19 protein-coding genes are annotated in these 24,770 nt (G+C 42.6%); 17 read left to right on the forward strand and 2 right to left on the reverse strand.

The window, feature by feature from the left end; translation table 11 throughout:
• The first annotated feature begins 3 nt into the window (after positions 1–3).
• The 4 genes from ssnA to M8E35_RS21755 all read left to right on the forward strand — a co-directional run bounded on the left by ssnA (position 4) and on the right by M8E35_RS21755 (position 5,745).
• Positions 4–1,332, forward strand: a complete 1,329-nt coding sequence (ssnA, locus tag M8E35_RS21740) for a putative aminohydrolase SsnA (protein WP_252472424.1) — start codon at positions 4–6, stop codon at positions 1,330–1,332.
• A 10-nt stretch (positions 1,333–1,342) separates the two neighbouring features.
• Positions 1,343–2,584: a threonine synthase gene (thrC, locus tag M8E35_RS21745; protein ID WP_252472433.1), complete on the forward strand. Its 1,242-nt coding sequence runs from the start codon at positions 1,343–1,345 to the stop codon at positions 2,582–2,584.
• A gap of 115 nt (positions 2,585–2,699) precedes the next feature.
• The gene (locus M8E35_RS21750; RefSeq protein ID WP_252472435.1) at positions 2,700–4,181 is read left to right on the forward strand and encodes a pyridoxal-phosphate dependent enzyme; all 1,482 of its coding nucleotides are present in this window, start codon (positions 2,700–2,702) and stop codon (positions 4,179–4,181) included.
• Between the two features lie 175 nt (positions 4,182–4,356).
• Positions 4,357–5,745, forward strand: a complete 1,389-nt coding sequence (locus tag M8E35_RS21755; protein WP_252472437.1) for an 8-oxoguanine deaminase — start codon at positions 4,357–4,359, stop codon at positions 5,743–5,745.
• Positions 5,746–6,050: 305 nt separating this feature from the next.
• On the opposite strand, the gene M8E35_RS21760 is transcribed toward M8E35_RS21755, so the two are convergent.
• Complete coding sequence (locus M8E35_RS21760) at positions 6,051–6,350, reverse strand: hypothetical protein (protein WP_252472439.1); 300 nt, start codon at positions 6,348–6,350, stop codon at positions 6,051–6,053.
• Positions 6,351–6,765: 415 nt separating this feature from the next.
• Between M8E35_RS21760 and M8E35_RS21765 the strand changes: the two genes are divergently transcribed.
• Together M8E35_RS21765 and M8E35_RS21770 are read left to right on the forward strand one after the other, a co-directional pair.
• Positions 6,766–7,776, forward strand: a complete 1,011-nt coding sequence (locus M8E35_RS21765; RefSeq protein ID WP_252472441.1) for an HlyD family secretion protein — start codon at positions 6,766–6,768, stop codon at positions 7,774–7,776.
• Positions 7,760–8,899: an ABC transporter permease gene (locus tag M8E35_RS21770; RefSeq protein ID WP_252472443.1), complete on the forward strand. Its 1,140-nt coding sequence runs from the start codon at positions 7,760–7,762 to the stop codon at positions 8,897–8,899. Before M8E35_RS21765 ends, M8E35_RS21770 begins: the two co-directional genes overlap by 17 nt.
• 60 nt (positions 8,900–8,959) lie before the next feature.
• On the opposite strand, the gene M8E35_RS21775 is transcribed toward M8E35_RS21770, so the two are convergent.
• Positions 8,960–9,571, reverse strand: coding sequence for a TetR/AcrR family transcriptional regulator (locus tag M8E35_RS21775; RefSeq protein WP_252472445.1), 612 nt, complete (start codon positions 9,569–9,571; stop codon positions 8,960–8,962).
• Between the two features lie 296 nt (positions 9,572–9,867).
• On the opposite strand from M8E35_RS21775, the gene M8E35_RS21780 reads away from it, so the two are divergent.
• The 11 genes from M8E35_RS21780 (at position 9,868) to yqeB (ending at position 24,759) form a co-directional block, all read left to right on the forward strand.
• A complete protein-coding gene (locus tag M8E35_RS21780) occupies positions 9,868–10,467 on the forward strand; it encodes a Uma2 family endonuclease (RefSeq protein ID WP_252472447.1) in 600 nt (199 codons plus the stop codon).
• A gap of 370 nt (positions 10,468–10,837) precedes the next feature.
• Entirely contained in the window at positions 10,838–12,061 is a 1,224-nt protein-coding gene (dpaL, locus tag M8E35_RS21785) for a diaminopropionate ammonia-lyase (RefSeq protein WP_252472449.1), read from the forward strand.
• Between the two features lie 173 nt (positions 12,062–12,234).
• The gene (locus M8E35_RS21790; RefSeq protein ID WP_252472460.1) at positions 12,235–14,001 is read left to right on the forward strand and encodes a sigma-54-dependent Fis family transcriptional regulator; all 1,767 of its coding nucleotides are present in this window, start codon (positions 12,235–12,237) and stop codon (positions 13,999–14,001) included.
• Positions 14,002–14,356: 355 nt separating this feature from the next.
• Entirely contained in the window at positions 14,357–15,604 is a 1,248-nt protein-coding gene (locus M8E35_RS21795; RefSeq protein ID WP_252472508.1) for a YgeY family selenium metabolism-linked hydrolase, read from the forward strand.
• 204 nt (positions 15,605–15,808) lie between these two features.
• Entirely contained in the window at positions 15,809–16,813 is a 1,005-nt protein-coding gene (locus M8E35_RS21800; protein ID WP_073029515.1) for an ornithine carbamoyltransferase, read from the forward strand.
• A 2-nt stretch (positions 16,814–16,815) separates the two neighbouring features.
• Positions 16,816–17,766 (forward strand): carbamate kinase, encoded by a 951-nt coding sequence (gene arcC / locus M8E35_RS21805; protein WP_252472462.1) that lies wholly within the window; start codon positions 16,816–16,818, stop codon positions 17,764–17,766.
• A 563-nt stretch (positions 17,767–18,329) separates the two neighbouring features.
• Entirely contained in the window at positions 18,330–19,724 is a 1,395-nt protein-coding gene (gene hydA, locus M8E35_RS21810; RefSeq protein ID WP_252472464.1) for a dihydropyrimidinase, read from the forward strand.
• A gap of 2 nt (positions 19,725–19,726) precedes the next feature.
• The gene (gene xdh / locus M8E35_RS21815) at positions 19,727–22,285 is read left to right on the forward strand and encodes a selenium-dependent xanthine dehydrogenase (protein ID WP_252472466.1); all 2,559 of its coding nucleotides are present in this window, start codon (positions 19,727–19,729) and stop codon (positions 22,283–22,285) included.
• Positions 22,286–22,365: 80 nt separating this feature from the next.
• Positions 22,366–23,211, forward strand: a complete 846-nt coding sequence (gene yqeC, locus M8E35_RS21820; protein ID WP_252472468.1) for a selenium cofactor biosynthesis protein YqeC — start codon at positions 22,366–22,368, stop codon at positions 23,209–23,211.
• Positions 23,193–23,816 (forward strand): nucleotidyltransferase family protein, encoded by a 624-nt coding sequence (locus tag M8E35_RS21825; protein ID WP_252472470.1) that lies wholly within the window; start codon positions 23,193–23,195, stop codon positions 23,814–23,816. The genes yqeC and M8E35_RS21825 overlap by 19 nt, the downstream gene beginning before the upstream one ends.
• Before the next feature lie 94 nt (positions 23,817–23,910).
• Positions 23,911–24,759 (forward strand): selenium-dependent molybdenum cofactor biosynthesis protein YqeB, encoded by an 849-nt coding sequence (yqeB, locus tag M8E35_RS21830; RefSeq protein ID WP_252472472.1) that lies wholly within the window; start codon positions 23,911–23,913, stop codon positions 24,757–24,759.
• Positions 24,760–24,770 lie beyond the last annotated feature (11 nt).

Below are 24,770 nucleotides of genomic sequence, written 5' to 3' on the forward strand. Positions count from 1 at the left end.
TTAATGATTTTGATCGCTAATGGTACGGTTTTAACCATGGGCAAAAGTAATCAAGTGATTCAAGATGGCGGTGTTCTGATCCAAGACAGTAAGATTATTGAGGTTGGGTCAACTCAAGATTTACAAAAGCGGTTCCCTGATGCAGAATTTATCGATGCTCGCGGAAAACTTATTATGCCTGGAATGATCAATACGCATATGCATCTCTATAGTACATTTGCCCGCGGAATGGACTCTAAAAGCAAACCTCCTAAAACCTTTGGAGATATTTTAGAGGGACTTTGGTGGAAACTTGATAAACTGTTAACTTTGGATGACGTTTATTACAGTGGACTGACTCCTTTGATTGAGTGCATCAAGACAGGGACAACCACAATTGTTGACCATCATGCCAGTCCTATGGCTATTACAGGCAGTTTATCCACATTAGCAAAAGCTGCTAAAGAAATGGGAGTGCGTGCTGCTTTTTGTTACGAAGTCTCGGACCGAGATGGAGATGCGATTGCACAAGAGGGAATTAAAGAGAATGTCGACTTTATTGCCGAGTGTCAGGCTCAGCCAGATCCCATGGTCGCTGGAATGTTCGGGCTCCATGCTTCTCTGACCTTATCCGATCAGACGTTGACAAAGTGCAGCGAGGAAGCTAAACGCTTGGGAGCAGGATTTCACGTTCATGTTGCAGAAGGAAAAGAAGATTTAGAAGACAGTCTCTCCAAATATGGGATGAGGGTGGTTGAACGGCTGGAGAAATTCGGAGTTCTGGGACCAAAAACCATTGCTGTCCACTGTGTACATATTGATGATCATGAGATCGATCTGCTAAAAGCTTCAAAGACCCAAGTTGTGCATAATCCGGAATCAAATATGGGGAATGCCGTGGGAGTAACTCCAGTTCTAAAAATGCTCAGTGAAGGGGTTAAGGTAGGACTTGGGACCGATGGCTATACGTGTGACATGTTTGAGAGCGGAAAAGTGGCAAATATCCTTCATAAACATGCCATGGCTAATCCGAGTGTAGCTTGGGGTGAGGTGCCGCAAATGCTTTATGGCAATAACCCTGAGATTGCCTCAGACTTGTTTGGCGGGAAATTTGGCGAATTGACCGAAGGTGCATGGGCGGATGTCATTGTTGTTGATTATGTACCGCCGACTCCCATAGGGTCCAACAATTGGAGCGGACATCTCCTCTTCGGAGTTTCAGGACGGTCTGTTGAAACAACAGTCATTAATGGGCGCGTGCGTATGCTCGACAGAAAGCTCATAGACATTGATGAAGTAGCTATCGGTGCTCGTTCAAGGGAGTTGTCTCAGAAACTTTGGAATAGAATTTGAGGTGATCTTGATGAAGAATGTATTAGGACTGCGCTGTATTGATTGTGGAAAGCAAGTTCCTGCTGAGGCGGGTACGTATACTTGTCCATCCTGCGGCAAAAAAGGCGGCATTATGGATGTAGAATACGACTACAAAGAAATTAATCGACTGACTTCTCGTGAGCAACTAACCCAGTCTAAAGACTATTCAATTTTCCGCTACCTGCCTTTTCTGCCCATTGGTCCAGACTCTGCACGCCCTCATCTGAGAGTGGGTTGGAGCCCTCTTTACAAACCTCAGGGTTTAGGGAAAAGTTTAGGTATGAGTAACCTGTATGTTAAAGACGACGGTCAGAATCCGACAGCTTCGCTGAAAGACCGAGCCTCGATTATTGCTGTCATTAAAGCAGTGGAAGAAAAGGCGCCCACGGTCGCCGCTTCTTCTACTGGTAATGCGGCCTCATCTTTGGCAGGCAGCGCCGCTGCCATGGGTATTAAATCTGTTATTTTTGTTCCGAGCCGTGCACCGCAAGGGAAGATTGCCCAATTGCTAATCTTTGGAGCTACAGTGATTAGTGTCCAAGGGTCTTACGAAGATACCTTCAGACTTTCAGCAGAGGCGATTGAACGTTTTGGTTGGTATAATCGTAATGCAGCTATCAACCCCTACCTGGTTGAAGGGAAGAAGACGGTTGCTTTGGAGATCGCCGAGCAATTGAACTGGGAAGTACCGGATTGGGTGATCCTTTCTGTTGGGGATGGTTGCACCATAGCCGGGGTTTGGAAAGGCTTTAAGGACCTCTATAATGCCGGGTGGATCGATCGCTTGCCTAAAATTGCCGGGGTTCAGTCTACAGGATGTTGCCCGCTCGTCGATGCCTTCTTGGAAGATCGCCCTTGGACTCCCAAGGAAGAGAACACGATTGCTGACAGTATTGCAGTTGGAGTGCCGCGCAATCCGGATAAGGCCTTAAACGCTGTTCGTGAATCGGGTGGTACGATGGTCGCAGTATCCGACGAGGCTATCTTGGATGCGATGCGTGAACTGGGCAGAACAAGTGGTATCTTCGGAGAGCCTGCCGGTGTGACTGGAACTGCAGGACTTAAGGTCCTAGTGGAAAAAGGAGTTATAGGAGCCGACGAAAAAGTAGTTTCTATTGTCACAGGTAATGGATTGAAGGATGTACAAAACGCGATTAAAGCAGTGGGTGAGCCCATCAAAGTTGAGCCTTCCCTGAAGGAACTCTTGGTGAAGTTGGAAGGGAAAGTCTAAGTCGAGGCGAGATGTACGAGCACGAGGCAAGATACACAGACAAATAATGATTCGAACATTTCACAATCGGACTTCGAGCCTCGTGCCTCGAACTTCGAAAATAAGGAGGTCAAATATGAGAAGCTTGATCAATTTAACCATTAATGAAGAGCAACTTAAAAAGACGGTGCAGAGTGTTAAAGAAAAAAATGTTGTTATTCCTACCTTGGCACAAATGAAGGACCCAAATAAGATACCTGCATCAGTAAAAGAAAAGTTGAAGAAAACTGGCTTATGGGATGTTGACCCCATTAACTTGTTCAGAATTTCTTGGAAAAACCAACCTGTTAAAGATGGCGGCTTATTTAATCCGTTGCCGAACTATGTTGAGATCCCTTCTGAAATTTCAGGAGTTAAAGCTAGAATTATTGCTATGGCAGGTAAGTATTTCCCGACCGGTGCTCATAAGGTTGGAGCTAGTTTTGCTTGTTTAGTACCTCGCCTAGTGACTGGACAATTTGATCCTAAATATCACGAAGCAGTTTGGCCTTCAACCGGTAACTACTGCCGTGGTGGAGCCTACAATTCCGCCTTATTAGGGTGCAAATCGATTGCTATTTTACCAGAAAATATGAGTAGAGAGCGTTTTGAATGGCTGAAGACCGTCGCAGGGGAAATTATTGCAACTCCCGGCAGTGAAAGTAATGTCAAGGAAATTTATGATAAAACTTGGGAACTCCGAAGAACCCGAGATAACGTTGTGATCTTTAATCAATTTGGAGAACTCGGTAATCATTTATGGCATTATGAAGTTACCGGAAATGCTATGCATGATATTATCAAAGCTGAAATCGGCTCGAAGGGGAAATTTGCGGGAGTATGCTTAACCTCGGGTTCTGCTGGTACGCTGGGTAGCGGAGACTACTTAAAAGATCAATATCCACATGCTAAAATCGCTGTTGGCGAAGCCTTACAATGCCCAACCTTACTAGATAATGGTTTTGGTGAACATAGAATTGAAGGAATCGGGGATAAACATATCCCGTGGGTTCATAATGTTAAGAATACCGATATGGTCATCGCCATTGATGACAATGACAGCTTGGGACTGTTCCGTCTCTTTAATGAACCTGCTGGCCAGGACTATTTGAGAGAGCAAGGGATATCTGAAGAGGTTATTGCGAAGCTTTCTTGGGTTGGAATTTCCGGTGCAGCAAATATTCTATCCTGCATAAAATTTGCAAAATACTATGAGTTGACCGAGAATGACATTGTTATGACGGTCCTTACAGACTCTGCAGAGATGTATCAGTCGAGATTGCAGGAAATGGAAGCGGAAAGAGGCAGTAAATATGCTTCGCTTAACGCTGCCATTGATCATAACAGAAACGTTTTGGGCGTTAGAACTGACAGCATGGAAGAGTTAACTTACATGACCAAGAAGCGTATTCACAACCTTAAGTACTACACATGGATTGAACAACAAGAGTATGATGTGGACGATCTTAATGCACAATGGTATGATTATGACGAATACTGGGGTAAGTTGCACCAGATGGGACCAGAACTCGATAAACTCATCGAACAATTCAATGAGAAAGTCGGTATTTCAAAGTGAACTCGTAAACGGGTTAAGAAATTTTTATAATAAAAGTGATTGGTAAAAAACAATTTATCAACTCGACTCGGAAACATTATTTCTTTAAGGGTTTAATAAGTAAATAAATTATCTAGAGGCAGCGGTTCTTGCACAGGAACCACTGCCTCTTTTTAAAAAGAAAGGGGATACTTTTATGTCCATTTTGATCAAAAATGCTTCCTATATAATTACTTTTAATGATCGTGATGAAATACTAGAAAATGCTAATCTTCTCATTGAAGGTAATAAGATTGTTGCAGTGGGCCAAGATTTAAGCTTAACCTCTTCAACCTCTTTAGATAAACCTGAAATTATCGACGCTCAAGGAATGGCTGTCCTTCCAGGCTTAGTAAATACTCACCACCACCTCTATCAAACCTTATTTCGCGGGTTGCCGGAGGTCCAGGGAATGCCGCTATTCTACTGGCTGATTAATCTTTACGAGTTTTGGCGTCATATCATTCCAGACGCAGTATATTATGGGGCTATGGTAGGTTTTAGTGAACTTCTGCGTACTGGATGTACTTTAACAACCGATCATCATTATGTTTTCCCGAGAGGGCAATCTAGTAACTTTATTGATACGCAAATCACGGCGGCTCAAGAAATCGGAATTCGCTTTCATGCTACACGGGGGTCCATGTCCTTAGGTAAAAGCGAAGGGGGGTTGCCCCCTGATGAGGTGGTCCAAGACGCAGAGACTATTCTCAAAGATTCTCAGCGTTTGATTGAGAGGTATCATGATCCTTCCCCTTATGCGATGACTCGTCTGGCGTTGGCACCGTGTTCTCCCTTCTCAGTAAGCCTTGATCTGATGAGGCAGTCGCAAATTTTGGCCAGAGAAAAAGGGGTTATGCTGCATACTCATTTGGCGGAAACCCTCGATGAAGAAAAGTTTTGTTTAGAACGCTACGGACGCCGCCCCGTCGAATTGATGGAAGACGTGGGCTGGATTGGACCAGACGTCTGGTTTGCCCATGCCATTCATCTCAGTGAGCGAGAAATTGCTCTTTTAGCTCAGAGTGGATCAGGAGTAGCACACTGTCCCAGTTCGAATATGAAACTGGGAAGTGGGATTTGTCCAACTTCGGATCTGGTCAAAGCGGGTGCTAAACTGGGGATTGCGGTAGACGGAAGTGCTAGTAATGATGGTTCGAATATGTGGGAAGAGGTCCGCAGAGCATATCTGCTGAACCATCTCCGTTATAAAGATGAAGGCCTTTCAGCTTATGAGACCCTGAGATGCGCGACCCGCGGGGGCGCAGATGTCTTAGGACGTCCCGATACTGGGCGTTTGGAAGCAGGCAAGGCTGCAGATATTATTCTGATTGATTTGCAGGATGTAGCCTATGCAGGTTCTCATGATCCCTTGGTTTCGATTGTGTGCTGCGGGAACCAGAGTTTGGTGGATACCACGATTGTTAACGGGAAGGTTGTTGTACGAAGGGGACAACTTCTTACTCAAGATACAGAGGAGATTCGGAAAAAAGCCCATCAAGTGGCCTGTAAAATCGTGCAGAAGGAGCGGGGGTTGAAGAACTAAGGAAAGTCTGAGTGTTTTAGTAATTAAATCAGGTAGAATCGAAGATGAAAGATTGGCAGGCTCGGACGTTAATATGAAGATAAAAGCACCGTTATCGGAACTAAGCGATGACGGTCTTTCAACCCATGATATTATAAGCACCTTCAGACGGTAAAGTAACCCGCATTATTTATCATTATAGTGCAAGTAAAATGTTCCTCTGTTTATATCAGCTCTTCTGGTTAAGTCGGTAATAGATATAATTAATATTATCAAGGAACCCCATAGTTACCAGATTGGTGTCCAATGGGGTTCCTTGATTCGATTTAAACTGAAGGTTTTCTAAAAGGTATCACTTTGCACGTACTTTTCTTAGGTATTGGTTCACTGTCGCTACAAGATTGGCAGCCTCCGCCGCAACCAGTTTTATTGCCAATAAAAACTTTTCGCCAAAACACTTGCCATTTTCCGTCTATTTGATCTACGCGGGTTTCCACTTCATACTGAGGTCCGTGTTGTTGATTGGCTAACCTGGCTTCGGTTGTAGCAACAATATTTGCAGTTTTCTGGGCTTGTTTTTCAGAGTCATAGAGAGTCTGTATTTTTACCCATTCCACTAAGTCCATTTGAATCACTTCCTTAATTAACACTTCGTAATCTATGATAACCACTTAATCATAGATTGTAAGAATAATCGTAACAGAAACATGTCACATCTTTTTAAATGGACAAAAAGGGGTGTAAGGGTGCCGTTGATTTGATAATTGGAATTATATCACTCACGACTGCCAAAAAGGATATGCAGGAAAAATTCCTCTATAATTGTTGAACACTTTGGTATATATAGTCGGTTTGTCAACAGTTATGGCATTTTTGATTATTGCAAACATTTCTTACGTCAATATAATTAGATTGACAAATCAATGGATTATTTCATCAAGGTCTTGTTATATAGTATCTACTGCTTAGAGCTTAGTTTGCTTAGATAGATGTTATACCCAATGCTAGATTAATTATTTAAAGAAGGAGAGACAAAAAGACATGAAAAGATTAATTTCTTTTATACTATTAATCGTTTTCCTCGGTGCTGGTGGGATATTTATGACTATGGAAGGAAAAGATGCAGTAACGATGGCGTCAATCAAAAAAAGCAGTCTATTAACTGCAGATAACTCTAACTTATCTTTTCAAGGGGTTGGAGGCAAAGTGACTGCTATTATGGTAACAGAGGAGCAACAAATAAAACTGGGAGAAGTACTTATCACACTTGATCCAACGGATCTTGATTTGCAAATAACCAAAGTAAAGACGGAGATACAACAACAAGATGTCAAGATCAAGCAAACAAAAGCTCAAGTCACGCGCACTGAAGATCTAGAACGTCAAATGCTCGTAGTGGAAGCATCCCAACAAACCTTAAATTTAGCGCAAACTAATTACGATCGAACGAAAGCTTTATATGATGCTGGAGCGGTTGCCCTGACAAATCTGGATACTGTCAGTTACCAACTTGACACAGCAAAAAACGTGTTATCGCAGCAACAAGCACTTGCCAAAAAAATTGAAGCCCAAATAAGCACGGATATTCAAAATAATGATTACAACATCGAAGCTCTTCAAAAGCAAAAGGAAGCAATGCAAGTTCAGCTACAGTCCTTGGAGGTTCAAAAACAACGCATGATATTAAAAGCGCCTTCAAACGGTAAAGTAACCCGCATTATTCCCAAGATTGGAGAGAATACTGCATCAGGAGCACCAGTTGTTACTATTGAATCTGACCAGCTATACTACACTATTTATGTCGATGAGACGCAAATAACGAAATATAAGGTTGACGAAAGTGTGACAGGGCAGATTGCAGCTTTAAATAAGAAGGTCGAAGGTAAGGTCCGCTATATTACCTCTGCACCCCAATACGCAAGTATGAGAATGAGTAGAGATAAAGGACAATCAGATGTTAGTTCATTCCTAGTTCGCATTGATGTGCAACGTACGCCAGAACTTCTGCCGGGAATGATAGTGGAGGTGAATACGAGTGAAACCACTAATTGATGAGTGGAGACACATTATCAAAGGCAAATTTATTATCCTTATTCTGCTTGTTCCCTTAGTGGTTGCGGCTGTATTTGGCTATATATTTAAAAATAGTTATGTAAGTGAAGCACCTTTGGCGATTATCGATCTCGATCACAGTACATATAGCCGGCAACTGATTGATAAGTTAAACTCGTCTCAATATGTCCATGTTCTTGATATTTATGACAATTTTGTAGAAGCTGAACTACTTCTGTACAATGAGAAATTTTCTGGAGTCTTATATCTCCCAACAGGGTTAGAAGCGGCATATCTCAAAGGAAGTCCCATTAATATGGGCTTATACTTAGATATGACACTTGCCGCTAGCGCGACGAGTATACGCACTGGGGTCAATGAAGTCGTCGGCTTGGAAAATGCCGCGAAGAGCACTCCGCTTACTGCAATAGTCCTAGAACAACGCACATTATTTAACCCTACCAATAGTACGATCATGAGTGCGGTAGTAATGTTTGTAAATTTGATTATGCTTGTTCTCTTAGGAAGCAATACGATAAATATAGTACCTCGTCTACGTGAGGAGGGGAGGTTACAGGATGAATTAAAACATCCGCTGGGTATTATTTTTCGGGTAGTTCCTTATGTTCTAATTGCCAGTGTTTCAAGCTATTTAGTAATGGGAGTGCTTAAACAAATTGGTGGCCTTCGATTTGAAGCTCATTGGCTTCAAATTATGATTCCGTTTCTGCTGTATATGTTGGATACCAGTTTATTGGCGATGTTAATTGGGTGGACGGCCCTAAGCGTTGACAAGGCTAATGGTAGAATCTTATGGCTTATGATGCCCTCGTTCTTGCTTAGTGGTGGTCAAGTGTCTGTTGCCTTATTGCCAGAACTTCTACAATGGATTAACAAGGTTATTCCTTTGTCTTTGCACTTTAAGTTTTTGCGGGGTTTAGGGTACAAGGGTGGGGATTTGCGTTACTTTATTCCTGAATTAGGTCAATACATTGTTCTAACCAGTGGGTTTTTATTGGTGATCTTCTTTCTTGTTCTTAAAGAAAAACATGAAGTAAGAAAGCTAAAGACTCAAGGTCCTATAGCAAATGCGATTAGCGTCCAAAAGGCACCTGGTTTTTAAGGACTTGACTTTGGCCGACGACTATTTTTTAGTGCTTGCATCTGATTTAAGACCACCTGTTTAATCAGTGCGATATTTAAAGCCAGATACTCTGAAGGGACCGAGAAAGAACATTTTGGATAAGATTAGAGCCATATCTTCCGGAGATTGTTCCATACCGCCCACAAGCCACTCTTGTATCACTCCTATATGAGCTGAAACCACGTAGGCGACAAAAAATGTGTCGGGAATCAGCAGATTATCACGCTCAAATGCTTGAATGACCCTCTTTTCAAATAATTTAGTTTCTAAAAGTTGCTTGAGCTTTATGTAAAATGCCGGATCTCCCTTTGGACTTAAAATAGCTTTCATAAATGTTGCATTTTCTCTGATCTGCTTCAAAATCTTGATCATATAGGGCATAGGTGTGTCTATAGAGGCTATGTTTAGAAAATCAATATGGCCTATATGATGAGCATATAGCTCTTGTAGTACTTCGTTTTCAACTTTCTCTAACAAATCGAATTTATCGTCATAGTGCAAGTAAAATGTTCCTCTGTTTATATCAGCCCTTCTGGTTAAGTCGGTAATTGATATATGATTAAATCCTTTTTCTTCAATTAACTCTGATAAAGCATTTCTTATCATCTTTTTTGTGCGTATTGTTCGTCTGTCATTAGAGGTGTTTAACACTAATTCCATCCCCTCTCATATTTGTTTAACCGATAGCTAACTGCAGCAATCCCCTGCGAATTTAGGCAATAATATTAAGTCAGTTAAAGAACTTGATTTTGTTAATTAAGAAATTACATTTCAATTATAATAGACATCTAGGATATAAAACAACAGGGTGTTTATAAAATGCTGATGTTATTCTAGATTCGGTTGCGGTATTGACATGAATTGTCCGAACAATTGTGGTAATATATTGTAAAGATATGATAAAACAATTGGTTTGGATCATGATAGTCGGTGAAAAGGAGAGTCATATGGGTGTTACCGAAAAGATGAGCGGACTGAGATATACATATGGCGATTATGTAAATTGGTCGGAAGATGAACGATGGGAGCTTATAAATGGAATACCTTATAATATGACTCCGGCTCCCTCCACTGAACACCAAAGAATTTCACGTAAATTGGCCCTGCAATTTGCCAACTATTTAGTGGGTAAAACGTGTGAGGTCTTCTATTCTCCTTTTGATGTGCGGTTGCCACTGGCAAATGAGAAAGATGAAGAAATTACCACAGTGGTGCAACCTGATTTAGCTATAGTCTGTGACAGGAATAAATTGGACGAAAAAGGGTGTAAGGGTGCCCCTGATTTGATTATAGAAATAATATCACCCGCCACCGCCAAAAAGGATATGCAGGAAAAATTCCTCTTGTACGAGCAGAACGGAGTAAGTGAATACTGGTTGGCATTTCCCTTGGATAGGGTTGTGGACGTATATGTTCTTAATAAGGATAACAAGTATCAACGAAGCGGGCTATATCAAAACTATGATAAAATCAAGGTTGAAATATTTGAAGACTTGGAGATTGATTTGGGTTTAGTATTTACGAATGATATGGAGATACGGCTTTAGAGAAGTGCGCTGACATCAAACGCATCGGTCTTCATCTGAATGATTCAAGTTAATCGTATCCCGTTTTAATGAGCACTTCTTTTCCCATGATAACTTATTAAATCATAGAGATTATTGCAAGAATCTTAAATGTAGTATCGGGGAGACCCACTAGATCAACAAAATTTCTAGCGGGTCTCCTTTTTGGATTTGTATTTGCAAGTTGGCACGATAATTGCATTAAATATCATAGCGGAAAGCCTAGTCAATGAATTCGTTTTTAGGGGGAGATAGAAGGTTTATAGACAAAACAAGAAATTGTTTTTTTGATACCGTATTAAATGTGTAGTTTTATTGCACAATATTTAAAAAAAGAGGAGAGGTACTTTAAATGAATGATAAAATTAAATGGATACAAAATAGTATGGTTAAACAAAATGGAACGGGCGCTTCAACAGAACTATTTAATAAAATGGCTATAGAAAAGGCAATAAATTTCCACAGGACATTCCCAGATTATCAACCTACCCCACTTCGTGAACTTAGCAAGCTTGCTAACAATTTAGGGGTTGGTGGAATCTATGTAAAAGATGAGTCATATCGTTTTGGCCTAAATGCGTTTAAAGCCTTGGGCGGTTCCTATGCAATCGGAAGATACCTAGCGAAACGACTGAACAAGGATATAAGTGAACTGCCTTTCGAAGTTCTTACTTCCCCAGAGGTTAAAGAGCAATTAGGCGATATAACTTTTGCTACTACTACAGACGGAAACCATGGTCGTGGAATTGCTTGGACTGCTCGACAATTACGTCAAAAGTCTGTAGTCTATATGCCCAAAGGCTCTTCACAATATCGGCTGGAAAGGATTAGGTCTGAAGGTGCTACAGCTGAGATTACTGATATGAATTATGATGATGCCGTACGAATGACTGCTGTAGAAGCAGAAAAGCACGGATGGGTAGTTGTACAGGATACATCTTGGGAAGGTTACGAGGAGATTCCAAGTTGGATCATGCAGGGCTACGGGACAATGGCGGCAGAGTCTATAGAACAGCTTAACAATCTGGGTATTGAGAAGCCGACTCATATTTTTGTTCAGGCAGGAGTTGGAGCTCTGGCAGGTTCTGTACAAGGATATTTTGCTTCCTTATTTAAAGAGGGACGCCCAGAAACCGTGATAGTGGAGGCTGATCAAGCGGATTGCTTATATAAATCTGCTCTTGCAGCGGATGGCAGACCACGGGTAGTCGGCGGTGACATGGCTACTGTTATGGCAGGACTTGCCTGTGGAGAACCAAACTTGATAGGGTGGAATATCTTGCGCGATTACAGTGATGTGTTCGTTTCATGCCCTGACTGGGTAGCGGCTAAAGGAATGCGTGTGTTGGCAAATCCATTGTTGGGGGATCCGAAAGTGATCTCGGGTGAATCTGGCGCTGTAACGGCCGGTTTGCTTAGCACGCTTATGATAGATGAGGGCTTAAAAGAGGCCCGTGAAGCTCTTCATCTGGACGAAAAATCCCAAATACTACTCTTCAATACAGAAGGAAATACTGACCCCTTTAAATATCGCAGTATTGTTTGGGATGGAGAATTGCCGTCTGCAGGACGTTAATAATTAGTTCTGGAATTAGACTGGAAGGAAGCACACAATCGTTAAAGATAAGGTGCTTCCTTTCCCTTTATAATTCTTTTATTCTTACATGCTTTATGGAGTAGGAAGTAAGCGATATAAGGCGAATAGTTGTATATAATGTAGGTTAAAGCGAATAATATGAGGTGTAAAGCATGTTGTATTACCTGCGTAATATTAAGAGCACAGTCCAACAAACTGCAGACGCGATTGCTGCAGCGCTAAAAATCGAAGTTGAAATTGCAGATGCCGACTTAATTCGGGTTGCCGGTACGGGGAAATATAAAAGCCAATGCGGTTGCCCAATGGATGATGGCTTTGTCTATCGGCACGTTATGAAAACAGGGGTTCCGGTCATTATTGACAACCCTGGCTTCAACGAACTCTGCCAGCCTTGTCCCTGCAGAGGGAACTGTATGGAGTATGCTGAGGTTGCCATACCCATACGCATTGAGGATCAGATCATAGGGGTTATTGGATTAGTAAGCTTTGATGAGGAGCAAACTCAGCGGCTAATGGACAATAAACAATCCCTGTTGCTTTTTTTGGAAAAGATGGCTGACCTTCTTGTTGGGAAGGCAACTGAAATCCAACAAAATCATGATCGCGACATTTTAACAAGCCAATTAGTTACAGTACTGAATCTGTTGCATGACGGCATTTTGTTAGTTAACGATCAGCAAAAAGTGACGCATTATAATACGCTGGCGGCTAAATTATTGGACATTGATGCGCAAGAAGAACAGGCTTTATATCACTTATTGGATAACAAAAACCTTTGGCTTGCCGTTGAACGCGGAGAAACGTTTTCTGGTAACATTCAGGGGAAAAGGGTGGCTACACAACTATATTGTGACGTAGTGCCAATAAAAAATGACGGAAATATTGAAGGCGCGGTTATCACTCTGAGGGATCTTCAGCAAATAAAGAAGTTGGTCAAAGCGGCGACTGTGAACGATATTGAAACTCATTTTTCACAGATTGTCGGAAATTCTAAGAAGATGAAAGACTTAAAAGCCATGGCCTTACATGTTGCTCCCAGTAAGGCAACCCTCTTGATTCAAGGAGAAAGCGGAACAGGAAAAGAACTGTTAGCTCGAGCGATCCACCAGAGCAGTAAACGTAAAGGGCATGCCTTCATCGCCATAAATTGTGGTGCCATTCCTGAAAATCTACTGGAAAGCGAATTGTTCGGATATGAAGAAGGATCGTTTACGGGGGCTAAGCGAGGTGGGAAACTAGGAAAGTTTGAGCTTGCTCATAATGGTACTCTTTTTTTAGACGAGATTGGGGATATGCCGCTTCACTTGCAGGTTAAGATATTGAGAGTGTTGCAAGAAAGAAGGGTTGAGCGAATAGGCAGTACTCGCTCAATTCCAGTGGATGTACGTGTCATTGCTGCTACTCACAGAGATTTGGATAACATGGTAATAACGGGCGAATTTAGAGAAGACCTTTATTATCGTTTAAATGTTATTCCACTGACGATTCCACCCTTGCGAGAACGTTTAGAAGATGTCCCCATATTGACCCAATTCTATTTAGATTATTATTCTGTAGTAACCGATAGGTCAGTTAGTGGAATCACCTCGGAAACTATAGAAATCTTGTCCCGCTATACTTGGCCAGGGAATGTCCGAGAATTGGGGAACGTGATTGAATACTGCGTAACCATGGTGGCTGGGGGTATGATTACCTCTGATACCTTGCCAAAAAGAATCAAAACGGAACATAAACCGGAAATGATAGATTCCTCGTTAAACCTCAAAGTCTTGGAACGGGAAACAATTATGAAAGCCTTAACGCTTGTTGATGTGAATGGGCATAAGGAAGATGCAGCAAAATTATTAGGAATTAGCAGAGCGTCTCTCTATCGCAAGATTAAGGAATATGAAATCGGTGAGAATAGAACTTTTTCTTAGTTCATTAAATCAGGTTTCTATTTTCACAGCTAAAAATATGTTTCAAAGGTAGACTTTTGTCTCATAATGAGACCGATAAGGAAGAATGTCGAATTGACAGTCTTTCAGAGATTATTTTTATTTCAGGCGGATATTAAAGTGTCTCAGAATGAGATTGGAACAAAGTGATAATACAAAGATTTCTGGGGAAAGATACACCTGACCTAAGATAAAAATGTTTTTTTTGAATAAAACTACTTGGCATGGTTCTTGCATTTATTAAACCATGTAAAACGAAAGGTCATCTTTAAAGTAAGGGGATCCAACAATTCACATTAAATTTAAAGCAGTATTGAAAGGGGATTATATTTTGAAAATGGAATTCACGAAAGTTCTCGAACTGGCTAAAAAATATGAGCCAGAAATGAGTCGGTTTTTACGGGACCTAATCGCAATACCAGGTGAAAGTTGCGATGAAAAAGGGACAGTTCTTCGCATCAAAGAAGAGATGGAAAAAGTCGGCTTTGACAAAGTTGAGATTGATCCTCAAGGTAACGTTCTTGGTTATATTGGCCATGGTAAACACTTAATTGCCATGGATGCACATATTGACACAGTAGGCGTAGGCAGCTTGGAGAATTGGCAGTATGATCCTTATAAAGGGTTTGAAGATGATGAAATCATTATCGGCCGTGGTGCCTCTGACCAAATCGGTGGAATGGCATCGATGGTTTATGCTGGTAAGATCATTAAGGATCTTGGCTTAGAAGATGATTATACCATGGTTGTTGTCGGTTCCGTCCAGGAAGAAGATTGTGATGGATTATGCTGGCAGTACATTATCAAAGAAGACAAGGTTGTACCTGAATTTGTTGTAATTACCGAACCTACCGATGGAAAGATCTATCGCGGACATCGTGGTCGGATGGAAATTAAGGTATTGACAAAAGGTGTTAGTTGTCATGGTTCTGCTCCAGAACGCGGGGACAATGCCATTTATAAGATGGCTCCAATTCTTCAAGAGTTGCGCAGCTTGCATGAAAACCTCATGGACCACCCATTCCTTGGAAAAGGCAGCTTGACAGTTTCTGAAATCTTCCACACTTCACCTTCACGTTGTGCAGTTGCAGACAGCTGCTGGATTTCCGTCGATCGTCGCTTAACTGCTGGCGAATCATGGGAATATGCAGTTCAACAAATTAAAAACCTTCCTTCAGTAAAAGCTGCTAATGCAGAAGTTACGATGTATATGTATGATAGACCGTCCTATACTAACCTGGTTTATCCAACTGAATGCTATTTCCCAACCTGGCTAATCGAAGAGGGACATCCTGTAACCAGTACTCTTGAAGATGCTTACAAAGGCTTATTCGGTAAAGATCCAGTGGTAGACAAGTGGACGTTCTCCACAAATGGTGTTTCCATCATGGGACGCTATGGAATTCCTTGCATCGGTTTTGGACCGGGACATGAAGACCAAGCACATGCTCCAAATGAGCGGACCTGGAAAAAGGAACTTGTGGATTGTGCGGCTATGTATGCAGCGATTCCTAGCATTTATGTCAACGAGTATGCTGATAAGATGCCTAAGGATACTGAGAATTTAGTAGAGATTAAGAAGTAAGTATGGGAGAGAGGCGCGAGGGGCTGGGGACGACGGGGGCTTTGTCGCGATTCGACATTAACCTTCGGTTAACGCTACTGCGCTCCGGTAATGTCGACCTTTGGTCGACTAAGGTTATGTTTTGTTATATCTTTAAGCTTCACCTATTTTGTAGTCTTAAGTGGCTACTCTGCAATAAACATAATTATTAGGAGGAATTAATAAATGAACACAGTATTCAGAGGAAGACATTTTATCAACTTAGAGGATTTTACTAAAGAAGAAATAGATACAATGCTTGATGTTTCTTTAGATCTTAAGAGAAAATTCGCTATGGGCGAAGATACTGATTATCTTCATAATAAAACCGGTTTCTTAATGTTCTTCGAGCAATCCACTCGGACGAGAAACTCAATGGAAGCTGGTATGGCTCAATTGGGCGGTCATGCTGGATTCTTGGATTCTAGCAGTATGCAAATTGCTCATGGTGAGACTGCGAAGGATACCGCTATTATTCTTTCTCGTTTTGGACATATGATTGCTTGCCGTTATTGCAATTGGGGTCGCGGCAACCAATACTTGACCGAGATGGCAAAATGGTCGTCAGTTCCGGTTATGAACTTGCAAGATGACCTTTATCACCCATTCCAAGGTTTGGCAGATTTGCTGACAATTAAAGAGAAGCACCAAGACTTGAGACGCAAAAAGATTTCGATCATTTGGGCTTATGCTGAAAGCCATAAGAAACCAATCTCTGTGCCTGTGACCCAAGTTCTTCTCTTCCCTCGTTATGGTATGGATGTTTGGCTGGCTTATCCAAAGGGTTGGGAGCTTCCTGAGTGGGTTATCACCCAAGCTAGAGAAAATGCTGAGAAGCATGGCGGTACTTTGACAATTACTCATGACGAGGCTGAAGCTTATAAAGATGCCGATATCGTTATTCCTAAGAGCTGGGGTAACTGGGTTACGGACCAAACTGGTGCTTCAGTTTCTGGTGCAACTGCAGTTATTGATGATGCCCTCGTTTCAAATAAGAGCTGGAAGTGCACTGAAGCAAAAATGGCTACTGCCAGCAAAGATGTAATGTATATGCATGCTTTACCTGCTGACCGTAACAATGAAGTTGAAGACTCCGTTATCGATGGGCCACATTCTATCGCTTATGATGCTGCAGAAAACCGTTTGCATACAGCTAAAGCTGTTATGACATTGTTGGTAGGTGGAAAATAATTGTGAGTACATTAGCTGTTGTAGCAATTGGTGGGAATTCTCTGATTCGTGATAACGCGCATGAGTCCGTTGAGGATCAATATCAGGCTGTTGTAGAAACAGCTAAGCATATTGTCGGGATGATCGAGCAGGGCTATGAAGTGATTGTTACTCATGGCAACGGTCCACAAGTAGGGTTTATCTTAAGAAGGTCGGAAATTGCTAAGGATGTCGCAGCAATGCATCAGGTTCCTTTGGTCAGCTGTGGGGCAGATACCCAGGGGGCCATTGGTTACCAAATTCAACAAGCAATGGATAATGAATTCAAGAAAAGGGGTATGGATAAAACGGCTGTCACGATTGTGACTCAAGTCGTGGTTTCCGAAAATGACCCAGCTTTTCAGAAACCTACTAAACCCATTGGTTCATTTTACACCAAAGAACAGACTGCAGAAATTCAAAAGGCTAACCCATCGTGGGTTATGATCGAAGATGCTGGCAGAGGGTATCGCCGGATGGTGGCCTCTCCACTCCCACAAGAGATTGTAGAGAAAAATGTTATCAACAAGTTAGTTCGCGATGGCTATTGTGTTATTAGTGTTGGTGGCGGCGGAATCCCTGTAATCAAAAGTGAGGACGGGTCACTGCGCGGTGTTGACGCGGTCATTGATAAAGATTTTGCTACTAGTCTTTTGGCCGCAGATATTAAGGCAGACGTCTTAATTATTTCGACCGGAGTGCCTACTGTTTATTTGAATTACGGCAAGCCTAATGAAAAAGCCTTAGATAAGGTGACGCTGGCTGAACTGAAGCAATATGTGGCTGAAAACCATTTTGCTCCAGGAAGCATGTTGCCTAAGATCCAAGCCGTTATCAGTTTCCTGGAAAATGGCGGAAAAGAAGCGATCATTACCAATCCTGAATCGCTGGAAGAAGCCGTCGCAGGGAAGACTGGGACCCATATATATCCGTGATCACATTAGTTCCTAGATGGATTTAAATAAATAAATACTTGAGATGAAGAAGTTTAAATTCTTCATCTCAAGTAAGTCTCACAGACAATAGTAAATAGGATATATTTATCCTATCTACTGGAATGAGAAGAGCGAATCTTTTTAAGTAGCTTTTTGAATCAAGTTGTGCGCAGAAATGATTCCTCTTGGGAAGCGATCTGCGTCAATTCTTTATCCAATAACTAACTGTCACTAATACCAGTTTTTCTTTTAGAGAGTAGCTTCTCGTCATCCGACGTGGCTACAGCGACAACTAGATCGCCCATGCCCCGGGGGAAAAGTGACACTAAGCTCCTAGATAGCATGTCATAGGTTTAATCTCGATTAATACCCCATGACTCAAGAATTTTGAGTGTGCTACTATTACAGAGGTCAGTAATCAGAGGCCGGAGGCCAGATGAATATATTTTAAGAATCTGAATCGCCCTTGATAAGATAGATAGATTCTTCAGATTAAACACTGAGGAAGTTTCCATAATGTTTGTGACCCAAGATGAGGAGATTTCCCTTAAGGAGAAATGAACATGGGTATAGTATTAAACGGTGGAACTATTGTTACGGCTGCAGATCTATATCAAGCAGACGTCCGCATTGAAGGCGAGAGAATTGTGGCCATTGGCTGCAATATCAAGCAACCTGGTGACCAGGCAATAGATGTGGATGGCTGCTTTTTGTTTCCGGGAGGAATTGACCCACATACTCACTTCGATCTCCCGATGGGGGATTTTTCGACATCAGATGATTTTTTATCGGGTACAAAAGCAGCTGTATTAGGCGGGACAACAACTATCCTCGATTTTGCCACTCAGTTTAAAGGGGAAACTTTAAAAGAGGGCTTGATGAATTGGCATACAAAGGCTAAGGACAAGTGTTATGCCGACTACGGTTTTCATATGGCAATTACAGATTGGAATGACTCAATAGCTCAAGAAATGCCGGAGTTGATTCGAGAAGAAGGGGTACCGTCATTTAAGCTTTATATGGCTTATAAGAATGTCTTGCAAGTTGACGACGGGGCTTTGTTACAAGCTCTGCGCCAAGCCGGAGAATATGGGGCCCTGGTTTGTGTGCATTGTGAGAATGGTGATATCGTCTATGATTTGGTACATGAACATATAACCCAGGGTAAAACTGCTCCAAAATATCATCCACTGTCTCGGCCTCCGATAGTAGAAGAGGAAGCAACTTCACGAGTTATTACCCTTGCTCAGTTGGCCGATGCTCCGCTCTATATTGTCCACCTTACCTGTAGCGGAGCACTTAAGGCAGTGAATAATGCGAAGTTGAATGGGCAGGAGGTTTACGCTGAAACCTGTCCTCAATATCTCTTGTTAGATGACAGCTATTACAGTGCCGAAGGTTTTAACGGTGCTAAATATGTGATTTCACCGCCTTTGCGTCCGGTTCATAATCAGGAAGTTTTGTGGGCAGGCTTAAAAAATAGGGTCTTAGATGTTGTGGCCACGGATCATTGCGCCTTAAATTATCAAGGACAAAAAGATAAGGGCCTGAATGATTTTAGCAAAATCCCCAATGGAGCGGCAGGAGTTGAAACCCGCATGGGATTGTTGTATACGTATGGGGTTTTGACTGGGAAGTTAACATTAAACGATTTTGTAGCTCTAACTTCAACGAATGCAGCAAAACTCTTTGGATTGTTCCCCCAAAAAGGAACCATAGCTCCTGGGAGTGATGCAGACCTTGTAGTTTGGGATCCCCGTATATCATCGGTGATAAGGGCCGCGGATTTGCATCAGCAGGTCGATTACACCCCTTACGAAGGTTTTAAACAGACCGGTCAAGCGATTCATGTATTCTTACGTGGAAAACAGGTTGTCCAGGATGGACAGCTAAAGGTGGATAAACCCACGGGGATATACTTATCCCGTAAGCCATTCCTTAAGAGAAAGGTTGGGTAATAATGTATACTATTGATATTAATGGCACAATTCATAGCGTGCAGGAGGATAAGAATCTGCTTGATTTCTTGCGAGATGAGGCACAGGTAACTTCACTTAAAAATGGATGTGGAGAAGGAGCTTGTGGTGCGTGCATGCTTTTAGTGGATGGCAAGGCTATGCGAGCTTGTATTTTGACAGTCGCTAAGGCATCCGGAAAGAAACTTCTGACCGTTGAAGGGCTATCCGAGCGAGAAAAGGAAGCTTATACTTGGGCGTTTGCCGAAGCAGGTGCGGTTCAATGCGGCTTTTGTATACCAGGTATGATTATCAGCGCTAAAGCTTTGCTTGATAAGAATGCCAATCCCACTTCTCAAGAAATAAAGCAGAGTATTCGCGGAAATATTTGTCGTTGCACAGGGTATATAAAAATTGAACAAGGCATTTTCTTGGCAGCTCAGGTATTGCGAGGGGAAATAACCCCTAAGTCTTTACAGCCTGGGGCTAGAATTGGAACTAGTGTACAACGTGTGGACGCTCGTGAAAAGGCAATGGGAACGGGACAATATGTCGATGATATGCAGGTAGATAATATGCTTTATGCAGCGGTTTTAAGGACTAAGTACCCTAGAGCCCTTGTCAAGGCCATCGATGTATCTGAAGCGCGTTCTTATCCAGGTGTAGAAGCGGCATTAACTGCAGAGGACATTCCGGCAGATCGCAATCACGGTCATATTTTTCCTGATTGGCCGACCATGGTTTCGATCGGACAAGAAACAAGGTATATCGGTGATGCAATTGCCATAGTTGCCGCTCAGACGAAAAAGCAAGCTCGAGAAGCTTTGAATTTGATTAAAGTGGAGTATGAAGAGCTCAAACCGATTCTAAGTCCAACAGAAGCCATTGCTGAAGGAGCTCCTCGGATTCACGAAAAAGGGAATCTGTTAAGCACTACTAAGATTAAACGAGGAAATCCTGAGGAAGCGCTTGCTAATTCCGCGCATGTCGTTACGAATCGATATACAACGCCACCTACTGAACATGCCTTTATGGAACCTGAAAGCGCCTTAGCTATCCCTCAGGAAGACGGAGGGGTCACAATTTACGTTGGAGATCAAAGTGTTTATGATGATCAACATGGGATTATGGCGATGCTTGGCTTGCCAGCAGAAAAGGTGCGCGTAATCAGCAAATTGGTCGGTGGCGGATTTGGCGGTAAAGAAGATTTAAGTGTCCAACATCATGCCGCTTTGCTAGCTATAAAAACCCAAAAACCTGTCAAACTAACCTTTACTCGCCAGGAAAGCATCTTAGTGCACCCTAAGCGCCATGCTATGGAATTGGAAGTTACGACTGGATGTGATGAGAAGGGGAAGCTGACGGCTATGTCAGCCAAGATTGTTGCTGATACGGGGGCTTATGCCTCTTTAGGCACTGCTGTTCTGCAACGGGCGTGTACCCATGCCAGTGGTCCTTATCAAATAGCTAATGTAGATATTACCGGGCTCTGCGTTTATACGAATAATCCTCCGGCTGGAGCATTTAGAGGCTTTGGTGTCCCGCAATCCTCTTTTGCGGCTGAGACAAATATGGATCTCTTAGCAGAAAAAGTGGGGATTTCTCCTTGGGAAATTCGGTACCTCAACGCTCTCGAACCAGGGATGGTTAATTCCACTGGTCAGATTACAGATGAGGGGACTGCCATCAAGGAGACACTTCGTGCAGTTCGGGAAGTGTATGAGTCTCACCCACATGCTGCGGGAATTGCCTGTGCTATGAAAAATACCGGTATTGGAGTGGGTCTTCCGGATACCGGGCGGGTAAAAATTAAAATTCTTAATGGGAAAGCGGTAGTCCTGACCAGTGCTGCCTGCATCGGACAAGGTTTTGCCACTATTGCAACACAGATCGTTCATGAAGCAACGGGTTTGCCTCTGGAACAGATTGAAGTTGGTGCTCCTGATACCTGTTTGACGCCTAATTCTGGAACAACAACTGCTTCGCGTCAGACTATGTTTAGTGGTGAGGCCGTGCGTCAAGCTTCTCTGAAATTGCAACAAGCGATGCATAATGCTACTTTTGAGAACTTAGAAGGGCAAGAATTTTACGGGGAATACTTTGGGGAAACCGACCCAATGAATTCAGATAAGCCAAACCCAATTAGCCACGTTGCTTATAGTTATGCAACTCATGTTGTTCTGCTAAATGAACAGGGAATGGTGGAAAAAGTGGTCGCAGCCCATGATGTGGGAAGGGCCATCAATCCGAAAGCCATCGAAGGGCAGATTGAAGGCGGAGTTTGCATGGGATTAGGCTATGCTTTGCGTGAGGATTTTCCTCTTCTTAATGGTGTGCCAACAGCTAAGTACGCTAAGTTAGGACTTTTGCGGTCGACAGAAATGCCTGAGGTTGAATCTGTGATTATTGAAAAGAATTCCTCTCCATTAGCTTACGGTGCCAAAGGAGTAGGGGAGATCGCCTCGATTCCGACGGCTCCGGCAGTTGCATCCGCATATTACAAGTTTGATGGCACACTGCGTTGTTCCTTGCCCTTGAAAGAAACCCCTTATAATAAAAGTTAATTTGAATTTTCTTGTTTCGGCGCTTGAACAATGTCTCAAACTCACGTAAACTATCCGTAAACAGTCTTTAGGAGTTAAACATGACTAGTTCGGCAAGAAGATCTACGATCAGTTCGACAATCGGAAGCGGCAGTCTTTGGAATATGACTCAGCATTTATCTGTTACAACCTTCATCGGGGCTGGAGGGAAGACAACGTGTCTTCGATCACTGTCTCATGAAATCGCATCCGCTGGTCTGCAAGTTGTGGCAACCACTACGACAAAAGTCTATCCTGAGGAACACATGAACATTTGGAGGAATCTCAATCCTCCTCCTAAACAAAAGGGTGCATGGTTCTGGTATGATAAACTAGAGGATGAAAGTGGAAAATGGCTTGGCCCATCGGTTACAGCGGTTGACAATGCCATCTCAAAGGATATTCTCTCATTTGACTTGCACAACTTGAAGGGTCACCGTTTTTGGGTAATTGAAGGAGATGGTGCACGAGAGCGCAAGTTAAAGTGCTGGGAGTCCTATGAACCGCAAATTCCTAAGTATACGGATTGTGCTGTGTTAGTGCTGGACCGGGGGTTATGGGGAGATGTTCTGCAAGAGGATCACGTTCATAGATCTCACAGGTGTAAGGATCTTCTCGGTCAGGTTTGGAAAGCAGAGAGTGCTTGGAGATATTTTTTGAGGTCTCCTGTCTTTGCTCCTCAATATGAGCAGATGTCTTGGGTTATTCTCTTGAATGGTCCAGGAAAAACCATTGAGAACAAAAAGGTAATAGATCCAATGGATTCATTGGATCTATTACACGATCTTAAGCATAAATGGTTAGAAACCCAACAGAATGCCGTACCCTTCGAAGCGAGACCAAGTCATTTACGCCTGGCCGTGGGGGATGCCAAAGAGGGGGACTTACGATGGTTCGATTTGTGGTAATGGCCGCAGGTTTGGCTACTCGAATGGGGCGAGATAAACTTGCTCTGCCTTGGAAGAAGACCACTGTCCTAGGGCATGTTATTGAAACGATTCTTGAGACGATCAAACTACATAAAAGTGAATCAATGTTAGCAAAGATTGAGATTCACGTTGTCTCACGGCAAACCATTGATACGTATGTTTCAGAAGACGGTATTAGAGAGTTTAGAGAGCAGGGCGGGATTTGGCATTATGTTCCAAGCCCTCAACCTCTTGCGCAGACGCTTAACATAGGACTACAAAATATAAATAATCAAATACATAGTTACGTTTTTATACCAGGGGATCAGGTAGGAATTAATGTTCAAGAGCTCTCAGCCTGCCTGGGAGAGGTGCTTAGGTTATGTCCGGATTTCCTTGTTCCCATTGCCGGGGATACAACAGGTTCCCCCGTATTTTTTCATAAGCGATACGTCCCGGAACTATTGGCGCTTCAGGGTGAGCAAGGCGGAAGAGCCGTTTTAAATAAATATCCGGATCGATGGCTGAAATTTTCTGTTAAGGAAAATTTATTTTGTGATGTTGATACACCTGAACAATATCAGGCTTTATATAACAAAATTTAGTTCTGCTAAGAGAGTTAAACTTCTAAACAGATAATTCTAATGTTTGCTTTTAAACAGTTAATATTTGAACCCTAAAGACAGGAGAAATGTGCGAATGAACAGTAAACTGGTTATGAATGGGCCGGTGGTTTTAATTCGTGGGGCTGGGGAACAAGCTTCTGGCGTCGGTTGGGCTTTGGCTAAAGCAGGATTTAGAGTAGTAATGACGGAAGTAGCTGAGCCTTTAATGGTCCGCTGGCCAGTATGTTTTGGTACTGCTATTGAAGAAGGCCGTTGGAAAGTTGAAGAAATCACGGCTTGCCGTATAGCTTCTCCAACCTCAGATTGTGAAACTGCTTGGAAAGCGGGAGAAATCCCAGTCCTTGTTGATCCTGATTTGAAGACATTACCTGAGCTTAATCCTTCAATACTGGTTGATGCTATTATGGCCAAACGAAACATGGGGACAAAGCAAAGCATGGCCCCGTTAACGATCGGTTTGGGACCTGGTTTTACCGCAGGAGAAGATGTAGATGTCGTTATAGAAACTAACCGAGGGCATCATCTAGGCCGGATCATTTATTCTGGACCAGCTCAACCTAATACTGGTATTCCGGGAGAAGTTAAGGGCATTTCTAAAGAACGTGTTGTCTATTCTACCAAGACAGGGGTCTTCAAAGCAAAGCGGGCTATTGGAGAACAGGTTTTAGCGGGAGATTGCTTGGGTGAAATTGAAGACGGGATAGAGAAGACCGAAGTAGTGTCCTTAATCAATGGGGTTTTAAGAGGGTTATTGAGAACAAATACCCAGATTTCTGAAAATGTAAAAATTGGGGATATAGATCCTCGTGGGAACGAAGAATACTGTTGGACGATTTCGGAGAAAGCACGTGCTATAGGGGCCGCAGTTTTATTATGCATCCTGGAATGCGGTATCATTAGTCCCCTGCGATTAAAAGGCTAGAAATTGTTTCA

It is taken from the genome of Desulfosporosinus nitroreducens, assembly GCF_023897015.1.
Taxonomy (GTDB): Bacteria; Bacillota; Desulfitobacteriia; order Desulfitobacteriales; family Desulfitobacteriaceae; genus Desulfosporosinus; species Desulfosporosinus nitroreducens.

Coding starts and splice junctions, on each gene's coding strand:
- M8E35_RS21780 (WP_252472447.1), top strand. CDS start 9,868: ATGGGTGTTACCGAAAAGATGAGCGGACTGAGATATACATATGGCGAT.
- yqeC (WP_252472468.1), top strand. CDS start 22,366: ATGACTAGTTCGGCAAGAAGATCTACGATCAGTTCGACAATCGGAAGC.
- ssnA (WP_252472424.1), top strand. CDS start 4: ATGATTTTGATCGCTAATGGTACGGTTTTAACCATGGGCAAAAGTAAT.
- thrC (WP_252472433.1), top strand. CDS start 1,343: ATGAAGAATGTATTAGGACTGCGCTGTATTGATTGTGGAAAGCAAGTT.
- M8E35_RS21790 (WP_252472460.1), top strand. CDS start 12,235: ATGTTGTATTACCTGCGTAATATTAAGAGCACAGTCCAACAAACTGCA.
- M8E35_RS21795 (WP_252472508.1), top strand. CDS start 14,357: ATGGAATTCACGAAAGTTCTCGAACTGGCTAAAAAATATGAGCCAGAA.
- M8E35_RS21760 (WP_252472439.1), bottom strand. CDS start 6,350: ATGGACTTAGTGGAATGGGTAAAAATACAGACTCTCTATGACTCTGAA.
- M8E35_RS21750 (WP_252472435.1), top strand. CDS start 2,700: ATGAGAAGCTTGATCAATTTAACCATTAATGAAGAGCAACTTAAAAAG.
- xdh (WP_252472466.1), top strand. CDS start 19,727: ATGTATACTATTGATATTAATGGCACAATTCATAGCGTGCAGGAGGAT.
- M8E35_RS21765 (WP_252472441.1), top strand. CDS start 6,766: ATGAAAAGATTAATTTCTTTTATACTATTAATCGTTTTCCTCGGTGCT.
- M8E35_RS21825 (WP_252472470.1), top strand. CDS start 23,193: ATGGTTCGATTTGTGGTAATGGCCGCAGGTTTGGCTACTCGAATGGGG.
- yqeB (WP_252472472.1), top strand. CDS start 23,911: ATGAACAGTAAACTGGTTATGAATGGGCCGGTGGTTTTAATTCGTGGG.
- M8E35_RS21755 (WP_252472437.1), top strand. CDS start 4,357: ATGTCCATTTTGATCAAAAATGCTTCCTATATAATTACTTTTAATGAT.
- hydA (WP_252472464.1), top strand. CDS start 18,330: ATGGGTATAGTATTAAACGGTGGAACTATTGTTACGGCTGCAGATCTA.
- M8E35_RS21800 (WP_073029515.1), top strand. CDS start 15,809: ATGAACACAGTATTCAGAGGAAGACATTTTATCAACTTAGAGGATTTT.
- dpaL (WP_252472449.1), top strand. CDS start 10,838: ATGAATGATAAAATTAAATGGATACAAAATAGTATGGTTAAACAAAAT.